Raw genomic sequence first — 23,327 nt, forward strand, 5'->3', positions numbered from 1 at the left:
TGCATGGCAGGTGTACAACGGGAGCCTAATACGGCTCAAAGCAGAGTAGAGCGGCTTAGAAGCGCCAAGTCGGGTGTAGGTACTAGAATTGGCGGGAATATATTAAATCACGGATTCATTGCATTTGACTCGTATTCACGCATTAAAGATGGCGAGTCTGCTCCGGTTGCAGTAGGTAAAGCACTGTTAACCAACGCAGCTTTCTCATTAGTTCCTGGGGGAATAGTTGGCGCTATGGCGGTAGGTGCTGTAATGGCGGCGCCCGAAATTATGAATCAATTAGATGTAGCGGCTGGCGTTATGAATCAAAAGAAGAAACAATTCGGCGGGGATTTTCAACAGACCGAATCGCAAATGAGTATGATGCAAACAGGTCTTTCTAATATGCAGAATGCAAGAACCCATTTTGCTAGACGTATGGCAAACCATGCAGCTGGAGCGCAAAAAGTCTATTAAGAATGTGAGGTGATAAGGAGTGTATTTGGATAGCAATCAGCCTTATCAAAAGGTTTCGCAAGATAATAGCTCTATAAGTGGTGGATGGATTGGGATGGGCGTTGGTGCATCAGTAGGTGGTTTGGGCGTTATGGGAGCAAGAAGGAGTTTCAATAACATCGATAAGAAGTCTGAGCGTAACTTATTAAGTGTGGAAGCCATGCAACAAAATGCAGAAAATAAAATGGCAAAAACACAGATTGATCATCAAAAGCGCACCGAGAATATGGGACCAAGACGCTGGCAAAAAAATAAATATAATACGACACTAAATCGAGATTATATACAAAAAGTTGATGAACAGGTTAGCCGAAGAAGACAAAAAATAGAAGAGAAATACGACAAGAAAATGAATGCGCATATTGAGAATTTAAATAAGGTTTCAGAAAAACGAGAGCGATACAATCCTGAAACGATGCGTGGTAAACACGTTTATAGAAAGATGGGTGGCTGGAAAAATGCTGCTATTGTTGGTGCGAGTGCTGTTATCGGTGGTGGTGTTGGCGCATTAACTGATCATTTATCAGACTAACATAAAGAAAGGATGAATTTAGTATGCCAAATCCTTATTTAGCAAGTAATCAACCTTACCAAAGAGTTGACAATGGAATGGTAGGAGGAGCAATCATGGGTGCTTCTATCGGAGCAAAAGCGGCAGGTGCAGCGCACTTATGGGGACAAAAAGGAATTGATGCATTCCGTAGAAATAGCGCTACTAAAACTGCAAATAGTTATTCTAACATGATGAATGGTGCAAACGGCAATTCTCAAGTCGCTAACGCATTAAAAGAAGGACATGCTGCGCAAGTCTCTAAACATGCAACTAATATGAAAGGTGCATTCCATGCAGAGAAGCTTCATAACAAAGCGTTCGGTGGCGGATGGAAAAGCAAAGCTGTGGCGTATGGCGGTTCAGTATTAGCTGGTGGGATACTGGGGGCAGGCGTAGGCGCTATAAGTGATTAATTCTATAGTGGGAGTGATTTAAATGGCAATGGAAAGTAATCGTCCAATGCAACGAGTATATAACGGAGGAGATGGCATATGGGATGGCGCCGCTTGGGGATTGGCAGCGGGTGCTGGAGCTACAGCAACTGCGTATGGTACATCAATGTATGGCGCACAGCATATGTCCACGCTACGCATGAATATGGCGAGTAGAGCTCAAAATAGATTACTAACTAAGAATAAAGATGTACAACCGAATGAAAGAAAATACGGTGACATTCAGCGTAAATTAACTAACATCAATAAAAGGGCTGATAAGTTTGTAGGTGCAATGGATAGTGTCCACAATGCAGGCAAGACAGCCTTCAAAGGTAAGCGTGGATTGGCTACTGCTGGTGCAGGTTTATTAGGTGGTATGATTATCGGTGGAGCCGTAGATTACATGAATTAAAAGGGATTGATTATGATACTCTGCAACATTGCTAAGAAGGAATGATTGTATGAGTACAGCAGGAAACGTAACAGACCAAGAGTTAGATTCTCTTGAAGCAGAAATACGTGCCGATCCTGTAAAGTGGGCCTATTGGAAACTCAAAGATCCAAAGGGGAATCCATGGAAAGCTCGATGGTATCAAAGAAAAATGATACAGGGGATTTTGAATGGTGATAGGCGTATAGCGGCACGTATGGGTCGTCGTGTAGGAAAAACAGAGACAATGGTTGTATTCTGTCTATGGTACGCATTTCACCATAAAAATGCACGTTTATTAATTACAACACCATACGAACATCAGGTTCGCTTAATCTTTATGCGCTTGGCCGAATTAGTTCGAGATTGTGATGAATTAAATAGTTCTGTAAAAATGACAAAGAATCCATTCATCGCAGACTTCGGTAATGGTAGTAAAATCATGGGTTTCACAGTTGGTGCTACAGCTGGTAACGCTGGTGCTTCAGTCCGTGGACAAAGGGCAGACTGGATTTTCATGGATGAGATTGACTATATAAACCGAGATGGTATAGATGCTGTTACAGCCATTGCTATGGAGGATCCAAGACGTATAGGTATTTGGTGTTCTTCTACTCCAACTGGTAAGCGTGACTTCTTCTATGATGTTTGTACAAACCCTGATACAGGTTACAAAGCTTATCACTTCCCATCTCATGTTAACCCAGACTTTGATGAAAGAATGGAAGGCGAACTTCGTGCAACTATGACTGTACAAGGTTATATTCATGAGGTTGAAGCTGAATTTGGTGAAGAGACAGTAGGGGTATTTAGTAAAGCAGCGGTAGAGCGAGCAAAATCACAATATATGTACTCCTATAGAGAATTGAATGTATGGGAGCAAGAACAGTTCAAGAAACAAGGCTATTCGCTAGATGACATTGTGTACTTTCCGGAGTATACTAAAACCAATCAAGCTCCTCCTGCACATCGTATTGTCGGTGTTGACTGGGATAAATTCGCTAATGCGACACAGATCATTGTTACAGAGTTTGATGAGTTATTAAAGAAATTTAGAGTAGCAAAACGATATGAGATTCCTCGTGGAGATTTCACATACGATCACGCTGTTCAAAAACTTATTGAGATAAATGAAATATGGGATCCGAAATTCTTCTACATAGATGCAGGTCATGGCGAGTATCAAATTGAGATGCTCCATAAGTACGGATTAGAGCATCCGGAAAGCCGTATGCATCAAAAGGTAAAACGAATTCAGTTCTCTCAAAACATAGAAATAATAGATCCAGGTACTCGTGAAGTAGATTATAAAGATGCGAAAAACTTTATGGTAAACCAAACAAGTATATTACTAGATAGAAATCAAATTGTTGTTTCGCCATTCGACGATATGGTTTGGAAACAAATGATGGATTATCAGGTTGTTCGAATTTCTCAATCTGGTAAACCTATATATACTTCAGAAAATGAACATGCTTTAGATGCATTTATGTTAACGATATTAGGATTCACAATAGAATTCCCAAACATCACTCAAATTCTTGAAGAAATTCAAGTAGCAAGAAAGGCATTACCTATTAAGAACAATATGCAAGAATCACTTCAAGAAAAAGTATTTGGTGGTTATAGGGATGTGTATGGGAATCAGAAGGTATCTCGTGAAAAAGAAGAAAAAGATAATCCGAACTGGCACTGGAATCAAGTATCACTAGGTTATTCTAAAAACAAGAGTACTACTGTGCCTTGGGGTAAACGAGGTTCTTCGAAAGGAATTGGATTTGCAAGGAGTAAATTCTAAGGGGTGACAATGATGAAAGAAGTAAACTATGAGTTATGTAAAAAGTGCGAAAAGAATATGAAGAAAGCTGGCATTCTTGGTATAACAACTGAAGATATGTACAAGCAAAACGCTGAATTCGGAATGGATGTTGGATTACCTCTTTTAGAAGAAGGTTGCGATATTCAGCGAAAGTCAAAAGAAAAAGTATTAGGTTCTACAATTCGCTTGGTTAAAGAGAAATCAGCAGAATATTTTGCAACGATTCAAGAAGGTAAAGTTGTTTCGTACCGAACATTAACAACTGAAGAGTTAACAGCAAAAGACTGGAAGATTGTTAAACTACCTGCATAATTGAGACTTTGGAATGCCTGAAGTAATGCGTTGTCCCCTTTAGGGTGGAAGGCAAAAAATATCCCTGTATCCTTTTTTCTTTGGCTAATTTTTCAACATCCTTTTTTACTTGCCCCTGTATGATTACAGGGGCTATATTTATGTAACAAGGAGTGATGATTTATGACAAAAAGTTCTTATGAGTTATTATATGGATCAAGAGGTATTGATACTGAATACGAGAGAGAGAAAGTAGAGTATAGACCTGATATTGGATATACAAAAGAAGTAGTTATACAGAATCTACAACCTGAAATTAAGAGCATTATTGAACGTTCTCGTAGATTTACAGTTTCACAAAGTTTATTAGATTATGATGAATTAATTAAAGAGATAGACATAATTCTTCAAGATATTGAAAAAAGAAATGATAAAAAGCTAATTGATAAATTAGTTGAGCACCTGAAGCACAAGAGAATTAAAGAAGCAGCACAATTAGAAAAAGAACAATGTGGTTATAAGCAAACGGGTGATTTAGAAATATATAGTCTTTTATTTAATATAAAAGAGTCCATAAGCGCACAAAGAGAGTTTATAGATAGCAGATTTAAAGTGCAATTTACAGATGAAACAGATTTAGAAAAAATAGAAGCAGCCGAGTTAAAATCCATAGATGACTGGGAGCTATTAGAAGCACAAGTGCTAGAGGGATATAGTCTTTTAGCCGAGCACGATGAAGATGACGAGCAGCCAATCATGGATGAAAGCTTGTTCCCTAATATGCAGGATTTAAATTATGATGTTTTGGCTCAAATTGAACAGGATAAGCGGAAGCAAGAGATATTTCATACAACATTAGCTGATACAGCTTATATTCATAGAAATAGATACTTCATGATTCTTAATATAATAGAAAAGGCTAAAGTGCTTGTATATAATTCTAAATCACTAATTGATAACAACTTAAAAGGGCTTATTTTAAGTTTAAAGGAGCTAGGAGATTTAAATATAGCAAAGGCTCATTTAATCCTTAATTTCAACGATATACAAGACCAGCATTTAAGTATCAAAGGCAGAATGAGTACTTTAGATAATGAGAAGGAAATATTTGCATCTGAGAAGCATTATCTACACCAACAACTAGAAGTAAAGACGACTGAGCCATTAAAGAATTGGCTCTTTGAGCAAGAAGAACAGATAAGTGGATCAATGGATTTATTTGCTCATTACATGATTGATTCTATAGATAATGCAAAGCAAACTTACGATTCAAATATGGCAGATATACTAAACTTCTATAAATCAGAGGCCGATTTCTACGAACAACAAACCAACTTTTTAAGAAGCAAAGAGGAAATAAGAAGATTTTACAGGATTTTAGAGGATTTAGAAGGTGTGCAGGAAATTCACAGCGCATGGGCTGAAGAGTATTTAAAGGCAGAGGGATACAGCATTTAAGTGAATGTGTAATGCAATACAATAAAATGTATAATAATTTTGAATCAAATAAATTAGTAAATAATCAACTTATATCAAAGTAAAGGGGGTTTCATTCTTGGCGAAACTCTTCAATAGAATTATTAAAAGTTTTACGCTCAAGAATGCTCCCTCTGGCGGTAAATCTAGTGGAGCGGGATCTTTTAATCGTGATCCTAAGGCTATGCAAGTAAAACGTGTTGGTTATCAATTAACTGAGAGTGGCGGTGGTGGTGGCCGAGATAACTTCGAGGGACCACAAGCTGACTTTAATATTATTGATACTGCTATAAAAAGGGATTCCTATATTATGCAGTCGATGATGAAGTATAGCGAATTAATCTTTAAAAGTGGTTGGCATTTTCAAGGGAAGAATGATCAAGCCCTTTTGTATTTAAAACTGCGTTTAGAGACAATGGCCGTTGCTACTTTAATTCCAACGGAGGAACTATTTCAAGGGATAGCTGACGATATTGTTAGGTATGCAAATAGTTTTATCGTTAAGGCTCGTGCTAAAGGTGGACAAGGATTGCCACCAGGATTAGCTGCCTTACCAGTTCCTCCTAGTAAAGATCCTATTGGAGGATATTTTAGATTACCACCTAGTACAGTCACAATTGCACGAGATAAAAACGGAACTGTTACTAAATATAAGCAAGAAGTTCAAGGAGCAGATAAGCCAATTGAATTTCGTCCTGAGGATGTCATTCATATAGCAGTTAATAGACCAGCCGGAAGACCTTTTGGGGACCCTTGGATTGCTCCAGTTTTGGAGGATGTAAGATTACTTCGAAAAGTAGAAGAGAATGCTGGATTATTACTGTATAGACATATCTTCCCGCTTTTAGCTTATACAGTTGGTACTGATAAACCGGGACAACAAGCAACAGATACTGAATTAACTGAGTTGCAAAGTGTGATTGAAAACTTGCCAACAGATGGTGCAATTCTTCTTCCAGAGCGTCATAAAGTTGAAGCGATTGATATTAGTACAATTGATGGAAGACCTTATTTAGATTATTTTGAACAACGTGTATTTACAGGACTTGGCATGAGTCAAGTTGATATGGGTCGAGGGGATACTGCAAACAGAAATACAGCAGATGCCATGAGTGGTATTAAAGCTGATCGTGTTAAAGGTTGGCAGAAAGCATTACAAACTCAAATCGATAAATATATGATTGATGAGATTCTAATAGAAGGTGGATTCGATCCATTAGTTAATCCAGATTTTGATATCAATTTTGTTTTTGATGAAATTGAACAAGAGAAAAAGATAGCGAAAGAAAATCATGCGCTATTAATGTGGAATTCTAATATTGCTACATGGGAAGAAACTCGCATAGAATGCGGACGTGAGCCTGTTGCTGATGAATCTCGATTAGCATTTCAAATGATCGGTGCTACTACTACTGATGCAGAAGTAGATAATAAAAACGCACCAGAAAATCAAAACGGAAAAAGAACAGCCCCTAAGAAAAAAACAGAAGCACTTGAGGAATCAGTGTTCAATCATATTCCTATGGAAAGGTATGATTCTTTAGATGAATCATTACAATCTCACTATCGAATTTTAGAGAGTGATGTAATAGGAGCAATTGAGTCTCTTCTTAGCAAGGAGCAATTTCCGTTGCATGACAATAAACAATGGGCTGCACCTATACATTTTAGCAAAGAGAAGATGCTTCATGTGATCCAACAAAGTACACAATATGCTTTGTCAGAGGGTGTGCAAAAAACGAAAAAAGATATGGGTAGAAAATCTACTCCTAAAGTAAATTATAGTCGTTCTCTTAGAGTAATGAGGGAATACGCTTCAGAATCTATTGATAGACTTGAAGAATCTTTAAAGGCTTCCATATCTCTTAAATTAGAGTCATGTAATACGAATGAAGATGCTTATCTTGCTGTAAAAGGTGTTTTTCAATCATTAAAACATAGACTATCTCTTATGAGTAAAGTCATGATTGCAAAATCATATAACTATGGATACATATTAGCATTAATGAAATGCGGAGAATCACATGCGAAATCGTTATACGAGGGTGATTGTCTAATTTGCCAAGAGAACTCTCAAGAATCTATTAATCTAGAGCAATATGCATCTTTAGATGAAATAGCTATATTCTATCGGATTCCTCCGTGGCATCCGAATTGTGCATGTGAAATTACACATATCGGAGGAGGTGAATAATCAATGTATACACTGCAAGAACATCAATCTAAGAAACTAATTACTGGTGATAATCTTATTGAAAGCGCTGGGATAATCGGGAAGATTAATCCTGAAACAGTATTAGCCTTAAATGAGTCTGCAAAAGGAAAAAGTAATCGTAAGTTAATTGTACAAATGGAAGCAATTCACGTAGGGCGTACAGCTAACTATACTTTTTATACTGAAGAAGGCTTAAAGAATGGTTTATCTACTTGGACACATCCATATAACAAGCCAGTCTTAACGCATCATAACGCACATAGAGGTGAGCCTGTCGGTCGTATATTGAGAGCTGAATTTGCTGAATCAACTATTTCTGGCAGAAAAGGACTAATCTTTACTTGTGAAATTACAGATCCAGATGCCGTTGAAAAGGTTCTAGATGGACGTTACACAACAGTATCAATTGGTGCGACGACAGATAAAGTCTCTTGTAATATTTGTGGCAAAGATAGAACAAAGGAATGGTGTGAGCATTGGCGTGGTGAAGAATATGAAGGACAAGCTTGTCATTACATAATCGGAACTACATTCGGCAGAGAAGTTAGTTATGTAAACGTTCCAGCAGATGAAAATGCAGGAAACTTCTCAGTAACTGTCTCTGATGAGGATGGAAATAAAAACGAACATACTCAAGAGCATGCATCATTACAAATCTTCCAAATTGCAGAAGGTTTAATGCAAAGCGTTAATCGTCCTGATGTGAACTTGTATGAAAGTGCGAGTGATGATGTAAAGCAACTTGTAAATGGATTATTAACAATAGATGAAGGGGGTACTCCAAACGTGAAATATAAGTTAAACGAAAGCGGTCAAATCGTTGATGAAAACGGTGTGGTTATAAATGTTGCAGAAGCTGCAAAAATGCAAGCAGATTTAACACAAGCACAAAATGAGCTAACCGCTGTAAAAGGCCAATTATCAGAAGCGCAAGCAACGCTATCAAATATGGTTATTGAGAAAACAAAAGTTGAATCTCAATTAACAGAATCTCAAGGGGAAGTTACTCGATTAACAAACGAAAATGCTGATTTAGTTGCTAAAGCTCATAAGTCTCTAGCAGAAAAGGTAGTGGACATGAAGTTAGCTTTACGCAAATCGGATGTTGTTGGTGTTTCTCACGAGGAAGCTGTAGAAGCACACATTAAACGTACAGAAGAGTCATTAAATGATGCAGTGAAAGACCTGCAAGCTGAAATGCAAAATACGACAGCAATTCGTGGTGCAGTTCCAAATCCGGGTGCTGCTGGCGCAGATAATAACCCAAATGAACATGATGACAATGACGCAATGACTGCAAATGATGCGGTGAATATGTTTAAAGGCATGTTTGGTCGTAAGAATACAAAATAATAAGGAGTGAAATGCAAATGGCATTATTCGGCGGAGTTACAGGACCTTTACAAGATACTCCAGATCAGAAATATAGAACAAATACAAAACTTCAAGCTGGTACGCATGATTCTCCAGGTGAAAAGTACTTAGTCGATCCACGATTACCACGATTATTTAGATATCATTTTGGTGGCGATGGTTGGGTAGTTATTCCTAAAGGACGTGTAGTTGCACCAGCTACAAATGGTGGTAAAGACGATGATGGTCGTTTTGATGACTTTGACGCAAACGTTCCCTATAATGCAATAACACTTGCTAATGGTGGGAAAGATGTTGAAGAGACAGGTCGAGACGGTGAGCGTTATACTCGTTCTGCAAATATACCAATTGGTGTAGCTCATGCAAACTTATACGAAGAATTCGTAGATGGTTTCAATGGAATGCAGCCAACAATTGAAAATGAAATTTATATTGAATTACCTTACATATCAAATAAGGAAGATGCTTACGAACTTCACTGGGGCTGCTTCTATGATACGGATATTACTCGTCCAGTAAAAGCTGGTGACTTTGTAATGGCCGATGAACAAGGGTATGTAATTAAAGCAGACTTTGAAAAGATCCGAACTGATATCGATGGTGCAGCTGATTTACCTGCATTAAAAGGCATCTTGAAAGAACAATCTCGTATGCAAGAGCAAGTATTCGGCCAAGTATGGGCTGTCGAAACAAATCTACCACCACAAGGTTGGTTAAAATGGGTAGGATGGGCTGACGAAGATATGAAGAACGATGATTGGAAAACAGCTAGTGGAGCTCGTACTTCTGATATCGGATCACAAGATGGATTCCCAGGATATCCTTATGAAAAGTCATATCGTAATTGGGATACTCGTTCTAATAAATATTATCCACAAGGAATACCAGGATTAACAAATGGTTCTAATATTGAAGTGCCGTTCAAAGACGAAGTAATTGGTCAAGTTAATGTTGGTGTTAATGGTCGTCATGATTTCTTCTTACTTCACACACCTGCAGTTGAAGGTACAGTCGAAATTAAAGTTGGCGGAGAAGTAGTTAAGCCAGAGCATGTAGACGTTACATCTGGTCGTGTTGTGATCTCGTTTGACAATAGCAAAGGAACAACACCTAAAGATGTTACAGCAACATATAAAGCTACAGGACAACTACCTGGTGTGCCAACAGGTTGGGACTTTAAAGGCTCAATCGGTGCGATTCGCATCATATTACAGAAGTAAGAAGGAGGAAATGAAAGATGAAGCAAATTAATGAACATCAACTATCAGAAGAATCAATCAAAATTTTAAAACGCATGCAGCGACAATTAGATTTAAATGAGGATTGGACGCAAATCCCTAAAGAGCAATTGGTATCAGTAACAGAAGCATTAACAACTCAAGATGCTAGTATCTTAATTCCTCGTGTAATTACAGGTATGATGCGTGAAGCAGCAGAGCCAATGTATATCGGTTCAGATTTATTAGAAAAAGTTCGTTTAACTGATGGCCGCTCAATTGAATTCCCATCTATCGGAGCTATGAGAGCACATGATATTGGTGAATCTCAAAGTTATCTAGAAGAAACTGTAGACTTCCAATTACACCGCACACAAGAGGTTAAAGTTGGTAAGTCAGGTATGGTTGTTCGTGTAACGGACGAGATGATTAACGATAGCCAGTGGGACGTAATTGGTATCCTTGTTCGTAAAGCAGGGGAAGCAATGGCACGATTAAAAGAGGAAAAAATCTTTACTCAATTCTCTAAACATGGTCATATCGTATTCGATAATGATATCCGTGCAAAATATGCTGAAGCTGGTACAACAGGTATGGATATAGAAGGAAACTTCAATAACACAATGTCTACAGAAGACATGATTGACCTATTCATTGCATTAATGGCTAATGGATACACGCCTTCTGATGTACTAATGAACCCATTATGTTGGTCTGTATTCTTTAAAAATGACATTATGCAATCATTAACACATGCAGCTCTTGGTGGAAGCCAAATTACAAACTTACAAATCAGTCCTGATCAAGTACAAGGACGTATTCCATTCTCTATTAATCTTAACTTTACACCATTTGCTCCATTCAACTTTGAAACGAAGAAGTTTGATATGTATGTAGTGGATCGTAAAAACGTTGGTATTTTACTAGAAAAAGATCCTTTAACTACAGAGCAATTTGATGATCCAATGCGTGATATCCAAACTATCAAAGTTAAAGAACGCTACGGTATCGGTGTTTTAAATCAAGGTAAAGCAGTTGCAACTGCACGTAACCTAGCATTTGAAAAATCATACCCAGCTCCAGATCGTGTGAAGTTAGTATCTTAATATACTAGAAGCAGCTGAATAGGCGGGCGAAATCATACTCGCTCGCCTATTATTTTAAGTTAAATGAGGAGGAAACATGTATGCCTGAATTAAAAGTCGGCCTAGCGCCAAATAAAACAAGTTATTTTGATCCTATTAAAAATCTGTATATTACATTAGCTAATCCTGTACAGTCTGTTCATTTTACGGACCATAAAGAGCTATCAAATATTTGTCATGCCTTATGCGCATCTGTTCCAGCTTTAGTTTTATATGAAGGTAAATTACCTCAAGAAGCAATTGATGCTTGGGAAGCTAAGTATAAGAAGCCGTTTAATACTGATATGTCTAAGAAGGTCAGAGGGCTAGATGGTAACATGGTTGCAGCAGCAAAAGAAGCGAACCGTGCATTTGATCGACCTGAAAAAGTAAATAAAAAATCTGCTGATAATTCTAAGAAAGAAGTAACTGTAGAAAAAGCAGGGGAAGAAAAAGCGCCTGAGGAGCCTAAAGAAGAAGTCAAAACTGCAAGCATAGAAGAAGAACCAAAAACAACAGCTAAGAGTAAAACTCGTAAAGCAAAAGCGACAGAAGAAGAATAATACAGGAGAGGGGGCATAATATATGCTCGAATCGTTGTTTTCTGAATATGTTGAGATTACATGTTTAGCAAAGCCATTTCCTGTTGTTGCTCATAAACCTATAAACGATAGATTATTTAAACATATTACCTTTATAGAAGATGAATCTGATATTACACTTCGTTTAACACCGGTTCACATTGGTCAATTAAAAGTAAATACATTAGTGCAGAAGCATATTTCACTAGAATCTAGCGATGAAGCTGTATATAGAATTAAATCAGTGCTATCTGAAGAGGATAATGGAGTTAATGAGTCGTACTGGGTTAGTCATAAGCAATCAGAGTATGATAATGCCATTTCATTTAACCAATATAGAGCACATGGGGTTTCGGATAAAGGACTAAAAAGTGATTGGGTCTATTCAGATATTAAAGACGAAGATGGGAAAGAAGTTATTTATAATATGATTCATGATGTTATAGATTTATTGTTAACAGCTAACGATAGTCAGATTGAAACATACATGGAGTACATTACAAATGACGCTTTTATAAATATCATTAAAGAATTGCACCCTAGCTTATTTAAAACACTTAATACAAGGGAATTAAAGAAAGTATCAATGAAAGAAATCCTTCAGGTTATTGGTAGCAAATCAGGACATCATATACAGGAACAATTTATCTCTCAATTAGGTGAATCGTTTGCTATGATATCTAATTTCCTAACAACTAAGTTTAATGAAGAATTAATGTCTTCCCCGGAAGAATTTGCGCAGCTTTTGAAAATCTATAAGATTTTTGATCAGTACCAAAACACAAACAAGGACTTTGTTGAAATGGTTCTTGAGTATTTCTTATTAGATTCTATGGAGGATTTATTCGAAAAGACTGATATTGAAGTAATATTGCAGAATGAAGAAGAAACAGGCATTTATCTGAATGGTGAGTATAAATTGGATATCAAAGGCGAGTTAATAAAAGCAGTAAGCTCTTTATCGCTGGATGACCATTTTGTCTCTAAAGTGCAGGATGCAGTACAATTAATATCAGAGCCAATTATATTTGAAAATATTGTGGCTAAAAAAGATGAAAGTGTTGCAAGGTATCTAAGAATGGCGCTGCGTACTGTATACGCTCCGTTAACTGCAATGGATGTTCGACTAATGGAGTTGGATCATGAATTAGATGACCTACATAAATCAAACTCTTATAGTAGTCTACTTGAATTTACAACAATTGATGATAAAGATTATGAAGTTCGCAACCTACTTGTATATGACATTGTAGAATCTTTAATTAGACATGACACAGATTTGCAAACCTTGTGTGAGACAGAAATCTTAGAAAGAATTATTAAGTTATGTGTAGATCATAGATTGAATATGTGGGTAGACTATAGTTTTGAAGAAATAGTAACCGTGCTCTTAGGTGTAGGTGAATCTTTCGAACATGAGTACAACAAATATATTAAATCTATTGAAGAGCGCAAAACTGTTCATTCTATTGATTCTTATAAAATTGAATCTACACTTACTAGTCCATTGAAAGAAGCATTTTCATCAGCCTATAAAGAAATGCTACAAATAAAATCAACGAGTCATCCGTTTATTCAAAAAGAATCTCAGAAAGTAAGCTTAGTAGAAAGTATTCGTACACACTACGAAACTTTTAAAAGTGAAATTAAACAACATATACAAACAAACATAAATGAAAAAATTACACATCAATCAGATTACTTTAAAAGGCTTATAGAAATATGGCCAATTATTCTTAAAGATATGGCTATTATTAATCATGAAATGCAAGACTTATATCCCACAGAGCCAGTTCTACTGTTATTAGAAGATACTGCAAATGCTTTAGATATCAATAAGTATTCTGATTATAGAGAAGCAAAGCAGTTTTCAGAAGAAGATACTTATTACAATTTATTTAAGCATTACTTGAGGAATCCGAATAGATATAGGTACTTAGAGAAGTTTGATGCTGAAGTTCAGCATAATCCAAGAGATGTGTTTATCATAGATGGTTCAGACGTTGTTCAATATGCTTTAGGTGAAATGGAAAATGGCTGGAGTTTAGGGTTATTTAAATTGGGCGTAAATACCTTAAAAGGAGAAGTGAGCGAATCATGAGTATGAGCAATATTCAGGAGTTATTAGGGCTACTTCCAGATGGTCCTAAAAAAGAAGCTCTAAAGCGAAAACTGGAAAGTAATTTATCAAAAAAGAAACAGCGAGGGGGAGATGGCTTGCGTGATTCATTCGAATTAACACCAAGAGGTCATATAAAAATTGAAGAAATTGATTCAGCTGGTAAGATAGTTGGAGTTTTAGCTGACCAAAAGAACTTAGTTTTAAATGGAGCAGAGGAAATTCTGTTACGTGCATTTTCAGGGGATCCTACCCGTGTATTATATAAAAATCGCATTCCTAAAGCTTCTACAGGAATAACTAATAAGATTTATATTGCTGAATCGAAATTAAAAAAAGCTCCTTTATTTGATGGGAATCAACTTCTTCATGCACCTAACTTATTATGGGCAGAAGTAAACGACAATGATTTCGAAATCTCATATGGATACTATCCTGTAACTCTTTACATAAAAGAAGAGGTATCTGGTGAATTAGGCAAAAAAGCATTTACTCTTTCTAAAACTCCAGCTGCAGATCGTGTTGCACTATCAGCAGAAATCTATTCAGGATATACAAATATGTTCATCGGTATCGGTGAGGGAGAGAATTATAAAGTTCCATTTACTGATAATCGATTAACTTTATCGAAGGGCATTACAGTTACCAATGAAAAAGCAAAAGCAATACTTGAAGGTGAATCTATCAAGTTTAAGCAAAAGATTAGTAACTTTGTCTTAGAGGTAGAAAAGTCTAATAAAGGTGCTCAAATTGACATTTTTGTAAATGATGTTTTAAAAGAAACAATTGAGACGTTAGATAGTGAACTTTCTGAACCAGTTGTTCATGAGTTCAAATATGATGGATTTGATAACACATCAGAAACGGAAATTAAAATTGTTCATTCTGGTGCTGATTCAGGTGTAAGTAATCCAGAGATGAGCATTGCTGCTGTTCGATTTGATGCACTATCAAAAAATATGAACGGATTGCTTAAAGAGATTACTAATTTTGAAACTGAGTTTGTAACACCAGCTGCTTATAATACAACACCAATGGGACCTTTTACTATACAAATCCCGAACCATCCAATAAAAGAAGGAACGGTTAAAGTATCCTATGAGGGTACAGATTTTACAGAAGTAAAAGATCGCAATCAATTAAATGACTTAACATACGTAGTTGACCACATGCGAGGTATTGTTGAATTTAATCGTGCATTAACAGGCGTAATGGTTACGTATTCTATCACTGGTGAAATTTATGACAGTGAAATGGTTTCTACTATGATTGATGATAACGTATCTAGAGAAGAGACAAAGATCCTTCCTGTTACAAATGAAGTTCCTACTGGTGCTCTTAATTCTTCAAACCGTAACTTTAAGTTATCTCAAACGCAAATACAAGATGGAACATTGCTTGTAAAAAAAGGTGGAACTACATTATCTCAAGGCGATTTTGAAAGTATCGATTTAACTAAAGGGACATTTATCTTGAATGTTGCGCCAGCTTACAATGAAAAAATCATTGTAGATTATTCTTACAGTAAGACAATGACAGTAAAGATTCCATGCAATAAATATAAAACTGAGTATGCTTTCAATAAAGAAACAGTTCGTATCATTGATCAATCAGGAAACGTATTAGAATTAGTAGAAGATGTTGCAGACTTTGGTGATGGAAAATACATGTTTGATTCTGCTGATAAAAAGTGTATCAATTTATCTAAAAACAGTGCGAACGGTACAGCAATCTCTTATATCGAAATCAATTACCGCTCTGCGGAACGACCTGGGGTTCCAACAAATTATACTCGTGCAATTGTTGAAAAACCGAAGACAGTGAATGAGTATCCTTGGTTTGAATTAGATAAAGGTTCCGTAAGATTCGTAGCTGAATTCCCGGAATTCAAGCCAGCTCATAATATTACAATTCGTGAAATGGGATTATTTGATGGACCTCGTGTTGATGATAAAATCGCCGGATTCCGTGAGTATCCAGTTAAGGCATTCTCTCTTGTACGTGTAGGTGACACAAGAAAAGATGTAAATACAGGTATTCGTATTACATGGACAATTACGCTTCTTAATGAAGGCGGAAAACCATTCATGGGTGGAAAAAACTAATAGAGAGGTGTGGATGAAAACATGACACAAGACAAAGCAATTTTAAAAGCAAAAGGACATGTAAAACTTGAACTTTATAATGATAAAGGCGTTTTTTATAAAAAAGAAAAGAAAAACCTTGTTGTTCAATCTGCAAACGAAGTTGTAGCAAACATGATGGCTGATCCTGCAAAACAGCTGCGTGTAAAACAATCGGATAAGGGGGCTTCTGCTGTTTCTGCAAACAGTAGAGCCTTATATCCATTCGCACTTTCTGTACAGCATGAAGAGATTGTACAGGTTGATATGGATTGGGGTTCAACAAATGCACAAACAGAATTCCAATTAGACTCGTTAAAAGATTTAGTTTCTCTAAGTTCTGTTAAGGTAGGGGAAACAGAACTTGTTATTGATGAGCATGTATTTGTTACTGATGAAGTGCTGGGTAAAGTTAAATTTGCGACCGCACCTACTGAAAAGGTAGTATTCAAGTTCCGAAAAATTAAAAATCCATATATGAAAGTTATATCAGGTACAGAGAAAGTTACTGTTGCTGGTGTTGAATGGCAGCGAGCAAGTGTAGCAAATCATGAAGCTCGTAAGTATCAAGTGGATTACTTAACAGGTGAAATTCTATTCCAGACACCTGTAACGAATGTCAAAGTAGATTATGACTATAATATGCGCTATTGCTTAGGATTCATGGCTTTAGGTGGCAAACCGACTGCAAATCATCCTAACTATCAGCCCGTTGAGTATGGCAACTCAAATAGATTAGATACATTTATGCGAAATGAGTTATCTGGATCTCGTATGCCAGTTTATTACCCAGCAACCATTTCTAATGGTGCTACTGAAATTGAGCCTGCTATTCCAACTCAGCCAATTGCTAATGTATCAAAAACAAATACGATTGCGATTACTGATAATGGTGACGGATCCACTAAAAAATTAGTTTATAACCTTCAAAACTTACATGATAGTGGTTCAGGTTTAACAGGTCGCACATTATTAGAAATTATTTCTGTGCGAAATGTAACAGCAAACACAGACATTAAAGCAAATGTATCAGTAGTTACAAATGAAACTTCTGGAGTATCTATTCGATTTGCTGATAGTGACATAACTATTGGTCACACGGTTCAAATAGAGTACCGATTAAAATTAGATAATCGTCACTTAATTTATCAATTAGGACAAGCTCCTGTTGTAAAACTTGTAGCTGTTCGCCATATTGATGCAATTGATAATACAAATGTCCGTGAATATAACATTGTCCAAGACGGATTACGCCCTAGTCAAGGGGATGTTTGGGTATCAAATCCGAATACTGGCCATATTACATTTAGTTCTGAGCCAACAGGTGGACCAAAAGTACATACTCCTGGTCAAATTCAAGTCGAATATATGGTGAACTCAGGCACAACTGTTAAGTTCATTGCAGATTTCCCAAAAGGGACACCAGCTCCATCAATTGAAAAAACGAAAAAAGTAGTTACGGTTGGTGCGGGACAAACATCTATCATCTTAGATGCTGCAATTGCAAAAGAAGAAAATGGTGCTTTCGTAGCTCCAGAGGTTATTGTCAATCATTCTGGCACTACAAAAACATTAGAATCCAATGAATATACAATTTCTTTAGATGGAAAAACAATTACTCCAAATAGCATTAGCACAGGTGACATTGTAACAATTAATCATAGTTATGAAAAAACAACACATGATGTATATCAAGTTGCGATGTTCGATGAAAAAGTTGATGGGAAAATGTTCAACATCTCTGGTATTGGTCCAGTAACAAAAGATAAAAATACAGGAATGCGTATTACTTGGTCTGTAACATTCTAATAAGGGGGATGTAAAATGGCAACAGTACCTTCTTATGCAACTGACTATATGAAGCGAATCGCCTTTTTGGATGGTCAAGTATTACATGATTTTCACTTAAATATGATGCAAAAGAATATTGCAGAAGCAATTAAGTTAAAAACAACACGAGAGAGATATGATATGTATCTCCTCGTGTCTCCTTATGACATGTATTTTTGTGAGCCTTTTATAAATAATACTGATCGAGATGAAAATAGTACAGCTGCATTAAATACACTAAGTTTTTCTATTAACTCAGGAGCATGGGAAAGCTCTTTATTAGAGTTACCTCTTCCAACAGAAGAAATAAATCTTGTTTCTAATTTTGAAGATTATCCTAATAAAGGGGCTTATGTGAAGTTTTATTTCAGGTCTTCTAAAACAGCTGATTGGCAAGAAATACGAGTGGATCAGCCTATATTATTAGAAACACCAAGAAAATATATTCAGATTAAAGTAGAGTGTACCTACACAGGAACAGTTCGACCTAGTGTATATGATTTTGCTTTAATGTGGAGGTAAAGGGGGAGCAATAAATGGCTTTTGTTAGACAACACCCTGATTATCCTAAATTCAGAAAAAAGGTCGGAGTAATGCCCGACTTTTCTGGTTCTAAATTAGCTGATCAAGAACAATTAATAGGAGCACAGGATGGTGTAAACCGAAATTTCCGCTTTATGCATATACCATTAAGAAATAGTGAAAAAATATATAAAAATGGTATGAGAATGAAAAGAGCCTCAAACGAAGGCACCGCCGATGGTGATTATTACATTAATTACTTTACTGGTGAGATATTATTTTCTCCTAGACAAGTACCTCAACCATCATGCGTCATTGCTGTAGATTACAAGTATACAAGGGAGATGTAAGACATGAGTATTGTTTATAAAACACTCCCTCATCATACACAAGATAAAGTTCTATTAGATCAAGAGATAGAGATAACATTTATGCTAGATATCAATGTTAATAGTCTTCGTCAGGAGAACATAATTCTATTGAATTTAAGTGAGCAAAGAGTAGAACCAGTTAAGTCTGCGTATAATCGTAAGGTCTTAAAGGTTAAATCTTTAAATCTACTTAATCCCAATAGTCATTATCAACTTCAACTTGTTGGAGGAGAGAGTGGAATTAAAGACATTACAGGTAGAATAATGGCTGAAACATATGAATTGGAATTTTACACAAAGGATATCATGTCTATTAAACCACCTACAATTATTCAGCCTAATGATCTCTCTATTGTTCTAGAAAAACCGGAATATCATTTAACTAAAGTAGAAGAAGCTCTTTATTATGAATTACAAGTTTCTATGAGTAATACCTTTCATAATTTAGTATGGCCAAAGAACAATGAAAAGATTTATGGATTAGAAGATAATGTGACTGCTAAATTAGATGTTTCATATGAAAATGCACAATATTATGTAAGAGCAAGAAGTGTGAATGATAAGGGAATATGTAGTTCTTGGTCAAAGCCAATAAGATTCTACTTCGATGGGAAAATAGAATCGACTGTAGAAACTCCTAAACAAGAGGATGTAGATACTCCTGATGACAATGAAGTTATTTTAGAGACATTTACTAGGGCCGCCGATCAGGATCAAATTAAGAACTTACAAGATGCATTATCCATAACAGATAATGTTGCTACTTCTAATTTAAGTATTAAAGATATAACTCCTAAAAATAAATCTGTAAATAATTCATTAGAGTCTATTAAAAAAATCACAATTAAGTTCTCTGAAGAGCTAAATAAAGAATCTGTTACTACCTCTTCTTGCTATGTTTTAGCGGAAAGAAACTAGTATAAAAGTGCATTATCTCTCTATAAAAATAGGGGATATTTTTAAAAGAAGGTGATGATATGAATCACATAGGCGAATTTTCAAAAAAAACAAAGATTTTATTAGAATTATTAACTCTAGATAAGAATAGCAAACATATTACAGTTGATTTCCCACCTACAGTAAGCATCGAACGCCTTGAGCGACATGGAATAGAAGCTATAGATAGTGTTAAACTTGAAACAATGGATAGGCAATCATTATATAGTAGTGAGTATACTATACCTGAAAGTTGGGATAGTGGAGAGTATATTTTTACATATCAGACCATTATCAAAGGGAAAACGTATACGAAAAAAGAACAGTTTACGATTGTATCAGATTCAATTTCTGGATTTGATATTTCACTTAAATCAAGTTCTCAATCTGATAATGAAGTGCCTAATAATATAGTCGTTTCCGATGGGGATGATTATGTCTTATCTCCTGAATTTCAGGTGCCTACTGATATATCTGTTGAAGGGGATAAGGTAGAAATTACATTTAAAGAAGCGCCTAAATATAATCATACATATCAAGTTGTCTTTGGAGATGGAATTAAATCAGTCTCCGGATCTTCTTTAGGTGGAATGAAAATTTCAACTTTCACTTCTAAGTATGAGCCTATATTTGCAACTCCTTTAGAAGTAAAAAATATTATTCGTAGTTTATTTAAATACTTTTCTTCTCATGAAGTATACAGTGCTTTAAGAGATGCAGGGCAAAAAGCTTTGCAATATCTAGGGAAGATTCCAGATGCCAATAATAGTCGTTATCGTGCTTTAAAAGAACGAGATACGGCATACTTTGCTACAACAAAATATGTGGCATTTGAAGCATCGAGGTTATTATTGACTGGATTAATGGTTCGTATTTTAAACGATTCAGAAAATCAAGATGATGGTGTTGGATCAATCACTAAAAGTACATCTGGTGGAACTATTCAATTAGGTGACTTTATGGTGCAAGATAAATCTAGTTCATCGAATGGGTCAGGTGGTAACTCGGGTGTTAAAGAAGAATCTCCTCTTAAAAAGCTACAGACCATGATTTCTGAAAATGAAAAGGAAATTAAGTTCTGGTTAGATTCAATGATGGGTCACAATAAGCGTGGTTATGCAAAACCTGTTTCTGGGTCATTTAGAACAGCAGCCGGTTCACCAGAAGGGCGAGGATTCTAATGATTGATATTCGGAAAGAATTCGCACAAGTCCTTGATAAGTATGGTCATTCAATTGTTTATGTTAGAAGAAATACTCATTTTCGATGTGAATGCTATATAGAACGAAGCGGTGAACCTAATACAAACTGTTCTAAGTGCTTTGGTACTGGTTATGAAGTAAAAATTGAAAAGAAGCTAACACGAAGGAAGGAAGCTTCTATTCCTGAGACTTTGATTGGTGTAAATCAATTGCAGCCATATGGTGCGTTTGCTCCTAAAGCCTACACTTATTATCTAGATTATTTATCTAAACCAGAAAAAAACGACTTAATATTAGAAGTTATTTGGAATGAAAAAGAAATGCCAATCAAGATAAAAGAAAAGCTATTAATTAGTGCTGTTGAGCCTAAGTATGGACTACAAGGGAGAACAGAATTTTATCAAGTATATAGTCGATATGACTTTAAGGGGGATCGAGATGATAGGGCCCTCACCAAGCGTTGATTTTATACAACATCCATTAGTTTATGTAGAAAGACAAATTGAAATAGGTAAGAGATTAATCATTGTTGCTGAATCTGAAAAGGGACAATACTATGAACCAAGTCTTGTTTATAACAAGGATATGGTTGTAGATTTCTATAAATCAGGTCCGATTATTCAATGTTATGAAGATGCCATTTCTATGGATGAGGATTTATGTGTGTTTCTTATGAGAATCGAGCCTAATCGGTATGATATAGCATTCACTGTTTTAGAATCATTTGATTTTGACTTACTATATCTTGATGAAGTGCATTTTGATAGGCATCACGATTTAATAGATAGCTATATTGAATTTGCAAAGATAAAAGAAGATAAGGGTAATCTTATTCACTGTATTTTATCTTTATCATCTAAAAGTAGTTTCGTAGATATAGAGCCATTATTTAAAAGAATCTCTGATTTAACTATAGAACTTTCTGGTGATGAATTAGAAGAAACAGGGAAGTACTTATCAGTAGTTGTAAATCAAATGAGTTTAAAAAAGGCTGGTGCCGTTTATGCTGGAATCTTAGCATCTATGAATCCTGAAGTAAGTCCGATCAATAAAACTATTCCTAATATAGATTTAGAAATTGAGTTCACAAAAGAACAAATTCTTAAATTAAGAGAAGTAGGGGTAGTGTGTTTTAAAAATACCTTTCAAAAAGGTATTGTCTGTACTTCATCAGGTTGCGCTGTAAGTACAGTGGGTAGTGTACATAAACATATCTCCAATTTTAGAATCGCTCAAGAAATAATAAATGAAATTGCTAGAAGATTAGAGATATTTATCGGAAAGCCGAATGTAACATTTCAAGCATCTAATATAGAAGATATTATTGAAGCGCTATGCCTAAGAAGGATTATAGATAAAAAGATCAGAGAGTATGATTATTCTATAAAAATTAGTGAACTATACGGCATTATCGAGATAAATATCGAAGTCGTTCCTATCTTTTCTATTCATAAAATAACAGGACATTCAGTTGTTCGAGTTTACAAATAAAAAGGGGGAATGACTCTTGAGTAATCCGGATGTATATTCCGTTATAAAAAAAACACAAGATATGCCAGATCATATAAAAAGTGAAATAGAAGCTTATGAAGATTCGCTCAAAAAACTGGAAGAGCTTACTTTACATGAAGATCCCTATATAGATAACCGGCTAAGATCTGATAAGCCTATTACTTTTTTGAGCTTTGTTGATGATTTGCAAAGGCTTTGGAAAGAGGCTGGATTACCTGGAGAATTTATTCGCTATTCACCTATTAAAGAGGATGCAGCATTTCCACGTATTACATATAGGGTCGTAGAAAGAAAAATTAATCAGGATATTAAAGATATTAAGCCAAGGTATAGAGGGACTATTCGGCATCCTTATCGAGATGGTGAATATGTCGAATTATATGGACAAGTCTTTGATTTAGCTGTTGAGTTTGTGGTCTATTCAGAAAGTGCTGAAGAAGCCGACGAAATGATATTAGATCTTGAAGAGTTTATTCAAAATTATACAGGTCACTTTAAGAAGAATGGAGTCCAAGAGATTCTATTTAATTCACAAGGGGCTGATGAAGTAATACAAACTCAGAGGATCAATATAGCGAAAAGACCTATGTACTATAAGATGCGATTTGAAAAAATAACTATTAAATTTCTTAATGAAATTCGACAAGTGCAAGTTGCTTCAACAATTAATAATTCTCTTTAATTAAGAGATTAACTTTAAAGG

22 protein-coding genes are annotated in these 23,327 nt (G+C 35.7%); all 22 read left to right on the forward strand.

Going from position 1 to position 23,327, the window contains the following annotated elements; all coding sequences use genetic code 11:
• The first annotated feature begins 3 nt into the window (after positions 1-3).
• Positions 4-456, forward strand: a complete 453-nt coding sequence (locus tag NST86_RS33765) for a hypothetical protein (RefSeq protein WP_098205200.1) — start codon at positions 4-6, stop codon at positions 454-456.
• Positions 457-481: 25 nt separating this feature from the next.
• Positions 482-1,027: a hypothetical protein gene (locus NST86_RS33770; RefSeq protein WP_340935590.1), complete on the forward strand. Its 546-nt coding sequence runs from the start codon at positions 482-484 to the stop codon at positions 1,025-1,027.
• A 23-nt stretch (positions 1,028-1,050) separates the two neighbouring features.
• The gene (locus tag NST86_RS33775) at positions 1,051-1,461 is read left to right on the forward strand and encodes a hypothetical protein (protein WP_098205202.1); all 411 of its coding nucleotides are present in this window, start codon (positions 1,051-1,053) and stop codon (positions 1,459-1,461) included.
• Positions 1,462-1,483: 22 nt separating this feature from the next.
• Positions 1,484-1,894, forward strand: coding sequence for a hypothetical protein (locus tag NST86_RS33780; RefSeq protein ID WP_098205203.1), 411 nt, complete (start codon positions 1,484-1,486; stop codon positions 1,892-1,894).
• Positions 1,895-1,943: 49 nt separating this feature from the next.
• Positions 1,944-3,710, forward strand: coding sequence for a phage terminase large subunit family protein (locus NST86_RS33785; RefSeq protein ID WP_098685644.1), 1,767 nt, complete (start codon positions 1,944-1,946; stop codon positions 3,708-3,710).
• Positions 3,711-3,719: 9 nt separating this feature from the next.
• On the forward strand, positions 3,720-4,043 hold the full coding sequence (locus NST86_RS33790; RefSeq protein ID WP_340935592.1) for a hypothetical protein: 324 nt from the start codon (positions 3,720-3,722) through the stop codon (positions 4,041-4,043).
• Positions 4,044-4,205: 162 nt separating this feature from the next.
• A complete protein-coding gene (locus tag NST86_RS33795) occupies positions 4,206-5,480 on the forward strand; it encodes a hypothetical protein (protein ID WP_340935593.1) in 1,275 nt (424 codons plus the stop codon).
• A 97-nt stretch (positions 5,481-5,577) separates the two neighbouring features.
• On the forward strand, positions 5,578-7,692 hold the full coding sequence (locus tag NST86_RS33800; RefSeq protein WP_340935595.1) for a hypothetical protein: 2,115 nt from the start codon (positions 5,578-5,580) through the stop codon (positions 7,690-7,692).
• Positions 7,693-7,695: 3 nt separating this feature from the next.
• On the forward strand, positions 7,696-9,066 hold the full coding sequence (locus NST86_RS33805) for a hypothetical protein (RefSeq protein WP_340935596.1): 1,371 nt from the start codon (positions 7,696-7,698) through the stop codon (positions 9,064-9,066).
• Positions 9,067-9,083: 17 nt separating this feature from the next.
• Positions 9,084-10,307, forward strand: a complete 1,224-nt coding sequence (locus tag NST86_RS33810; protein ID WP_340935597.1) for a hypothetical protein — start codon at positions 9,084-9,086, stop codon at positions 10,305-10,307.
• Between the two features lie 17 nt (positions 10,308-10,324).
• Positions 10,325-11,410, forward strand: coding sequence for a phage major capsid protein (locus NST86_RS33815; RefSeq protein WP_340935598.1), 1,086 nt, complete (start codon positions 10,325-10,327; stop codon positions 11,408-11,410).
• 80 nt (positions 11,411-11,490) lie between these two features.
• Positions 11,491-11,991, forward strand: coding sequence for a hypothetical protein (locus NST86_RS33820; RefSeq protein WP_340935600.1), 501 nt, complete (start codon positions 11,491-11,493; stop codon positions 11,989-11,991).
• A 22-nt stretch (positions 11,992-12,013) separates the two neighbouring features.
• Positions 12,014-14,110 carry a hypothetical protein gene (locus tag NST86_RS33825; protein WP_340935602.1) on the forward strand — a complete coding sequence of 699 codons (2,097 nt, stop codon included), beginning with the start codon at positions 12,014-12,016 and terminating at the stop codon, positions 14,108-14,110.
• Positions 14,107-16,233, forward strand: coding sequence for a hypothetical protein (locus NST86_RS33830; RefSeq protein ID WP_340935604.1), 2,127 nt, complete (start codon positions 14,107-14,109; stop codon positions 16,231-16,233). The genes NST86_RS33825 and NST86_RS33830 overlap by 4 nt, the downstream gene beginning before the upstream one ends.
• A gap of 21 nt (positions 16,234-16,254) precedes the next feature.
• A complete protein-coding gene (locus NST86_RS33835) occupies positions 16,255-18,060 on the forward strand; it encodes a hypothetical protein (protein WP_098205214.1) in 1,806 nt (601 codons plus the stop codon).
• A 15-nt stretch (positions 18,061-18,075) separates the two neighbouring features.
• Complete coding sequence (locus NST86_RS33840; RefSeq protein ID WP_098205215.1) at positions 18,076-18,603, forward strand: hypothetical protein; 528 nt, start codon at positions 18,076-18,078, stop codon at positions 18,601-18,603.
• Between the two features lie 14 nt (positions 18,604-18,617).
• Positions 18,618-18,953 (forward strand): hypothetical protein, encoded by a 336-nt coding sequence (locus tag NST86_RS33845; RefSeq protein WP_072190581.1) that lies wholly within the window; start codon positions 18,618-18,620, stop codon positions 18,951-18,953.
• 3 nt (positions 18,954-18,956) lie between these two features.
• Positions 18,957-19,892 (forward strand): Ig-like domain-containing protein, encoded by a 936-nt coding sequence (locus NST86_RS33850; RefSeq protein WP_340935607.1) that lies wholly within the window; start codon positions 18,957-18,959, stop codon positions 19,890-19,892.
• A gap of 59 nt (positions 19,893-19,951) precedes the next feature.
• Positions 19,952-21,091, forward strand: coding sequence for an Ig-like domain-containing protein (locus tag NST86_RS33855; protein WP_340935609.1), 1,140 nt, complete (start codon positions 19,952-19,954; stop codon positions 21,089-21,091).
• A complete protein-coding gene (locus NST86_RS33860; protein ID WP_098205218.1) occupies positions 21,091-21,576 on the forward strand; it encodes a hypothetical protein in 486 nt (161 codons plus the stop codon). The genes NST86_RS33855 and NST86_RS33860 overlap by 1 nt, the downstream gene beginning before the upstream one ends.
• Complete coding sequence (locus NST86_RS33865) at positions 21,551-22,603, forward strand: hypothetical protein (protein WP_340935611.1); 1,053 nt, start codon at positions 21,551-21,553, stop codon at positions 22,601-22,603. Before NST86_RS33860 ends, NST86_RS33865 begins: the two co-directional genes overlap by 26 nt.
• A 16-nt stretch (positions 22,604-22,619) precedes the next feature.
• Complete coding sequence (locus tag NST86_RS33870) at positions 22,620-23,306, forward strand: hypothetical protein (RefSeq protein WP_098205220.1); 687 nt, start codon at positions 22,620-22,622, stop codon at positions 23,304-23,306.
• Positions 23,307-23,327 lie beyond the last annotated feature (21 nt).

Source organism: Bacillus sp. FSL L8-0199, from assembly GCF_038005705.1.
GTDB lineage: Bacteria > Bacillota > Bacilli > Bacillales > Bacillaceae_G > Bacillus_A > Bacillus_A cereus.

Bases quoted from the DNA above. Each gene is read 5' to 3' on its own strand.
- NST86_RS33765 (WP_098205200.1), top strand. From the start codon at position 4: ATGGCAGGTGTACAACGGGAGCCTAATACGGCTCAAAGCAGAGTAGAG.
- NST86_RS33775 (WP_098205202.1), top strand. From the start codon at position 1,051: ATGCCAAATCCTTATTTAGCAAGTAATCAACCTTACCAAAGAGTTGAC.
- NST86_RS33780 (WP_098205203.1), top strand. From the start codon at position 1,484: ATGGCAATGGAAAGTAATCGTCCAATGCAACGAGTATATAACGGAGGA.
- NST86_RS33785 (WP_098685644.1), top strand. From the start codon at position 1,944: ATGAGTACAGCAGGAAACGTAACAGACCAAGAGTTAGATTCTCTTGAA.
- NST86_RS33790 (WP_340935592.1), top strand. From the start codon at position 3,720: ATGATGAAAGAAGTAAACTATGAGTTATGTAAAAAGTGCGAAAAGAAT.
- NST86_RS33795 (WP_340935593.1), top strand. From the start codon at position 4,206: ATGACAAAAAGTTCTTATGAGTTATTATATGGATCAAGAGGTATTGAT.
- NST86_RS33805 (WP_340935596.1), top strand. From the start codon at position 7,696: ATGTATACACTGCAAGAACATCAATCTAAGAAACTAATTACTGGTGAT.
- NST86_RS33810 (WP_340935597.1), top strand. From the start codon at position 9,084: ATGGCATTATTCGGCGGAGTTACAGGACCTTTACAAGATACTCCAGAT.
- NST86_RS33815 (WP_340935598.1), top strand. From the start codon at position 10,325: ATGAAGCAAATTAATGAACATCAACTATCAGAAGAATCAATCAAAATT.
- NST86_RS33820 (WP_340935600.1), top strand. From the start codon at position 11,491: ATGCCTGAATTAAAAGTCGGCCTAGCGCCAAATAAAACAAGTTATTTT.
- NST86_RS33825 (WP_340935602.1), top strand. From the start codon at position 12,014: ATGCTCGAATCGTTGTTTTCTGAATATGTTGAGATTACATGTTTAGCA.
- NST86_RS33830 (WP_340935604.1), top strand. From the start codon at position 14,107: ATGAGTATGAGCAATATTCAGGAGTTATTAGGGCTACTTCCAGATGGT.
- NST86_RS33835 (WP_098205214.1), top strand. From the start codon at position 16,255: ATGACACAAGACAAAGCAATTTTAAAAGCAAAAGGACATGTAAAACTT.
- NST86_RS33840 (WP_098205215.1), top strand. From the start codon at position 18,076: ATGGCAACAGTACCTTCTTATGCAACTGACTATATGAAGCGAATCGCC.
- NST86_RS33845 (WP_072190581.1), top strand. From the start codon at position 18,618: ATGGCTTTTGTTAGACAACACCCTGATTATCCTAAATTCAGAAAAAAG.
- NST86_RS33850 (WP_340935607.1), top strand. From the start codon at position 18,957: ATGAGTATTGTTTATAAAACACTCCCTCATCATACACAAGATAAAGTT.
- NST86_RS33855 (WP_340935609.1), top strand. From the start codon at position 19,952: ATGAATCACATAGGCGAATTTTCAAAAAAAACAAAGATTTTATTAGAA.
- NST86_RS33860 (WP_098205218.1), top strand. From the start codon at position 21,091: ATGATTGATATTCGGAAAGAATTCGCACAAGTCCTTGATAAGTATGGT.
- NST86_RS33865 (WP_340935611.1), top strand. From the start codon at position 21,551: ATGATAGGGCCCTCACCAAGCGTTGATTTTATACAACATCCATTAGTT.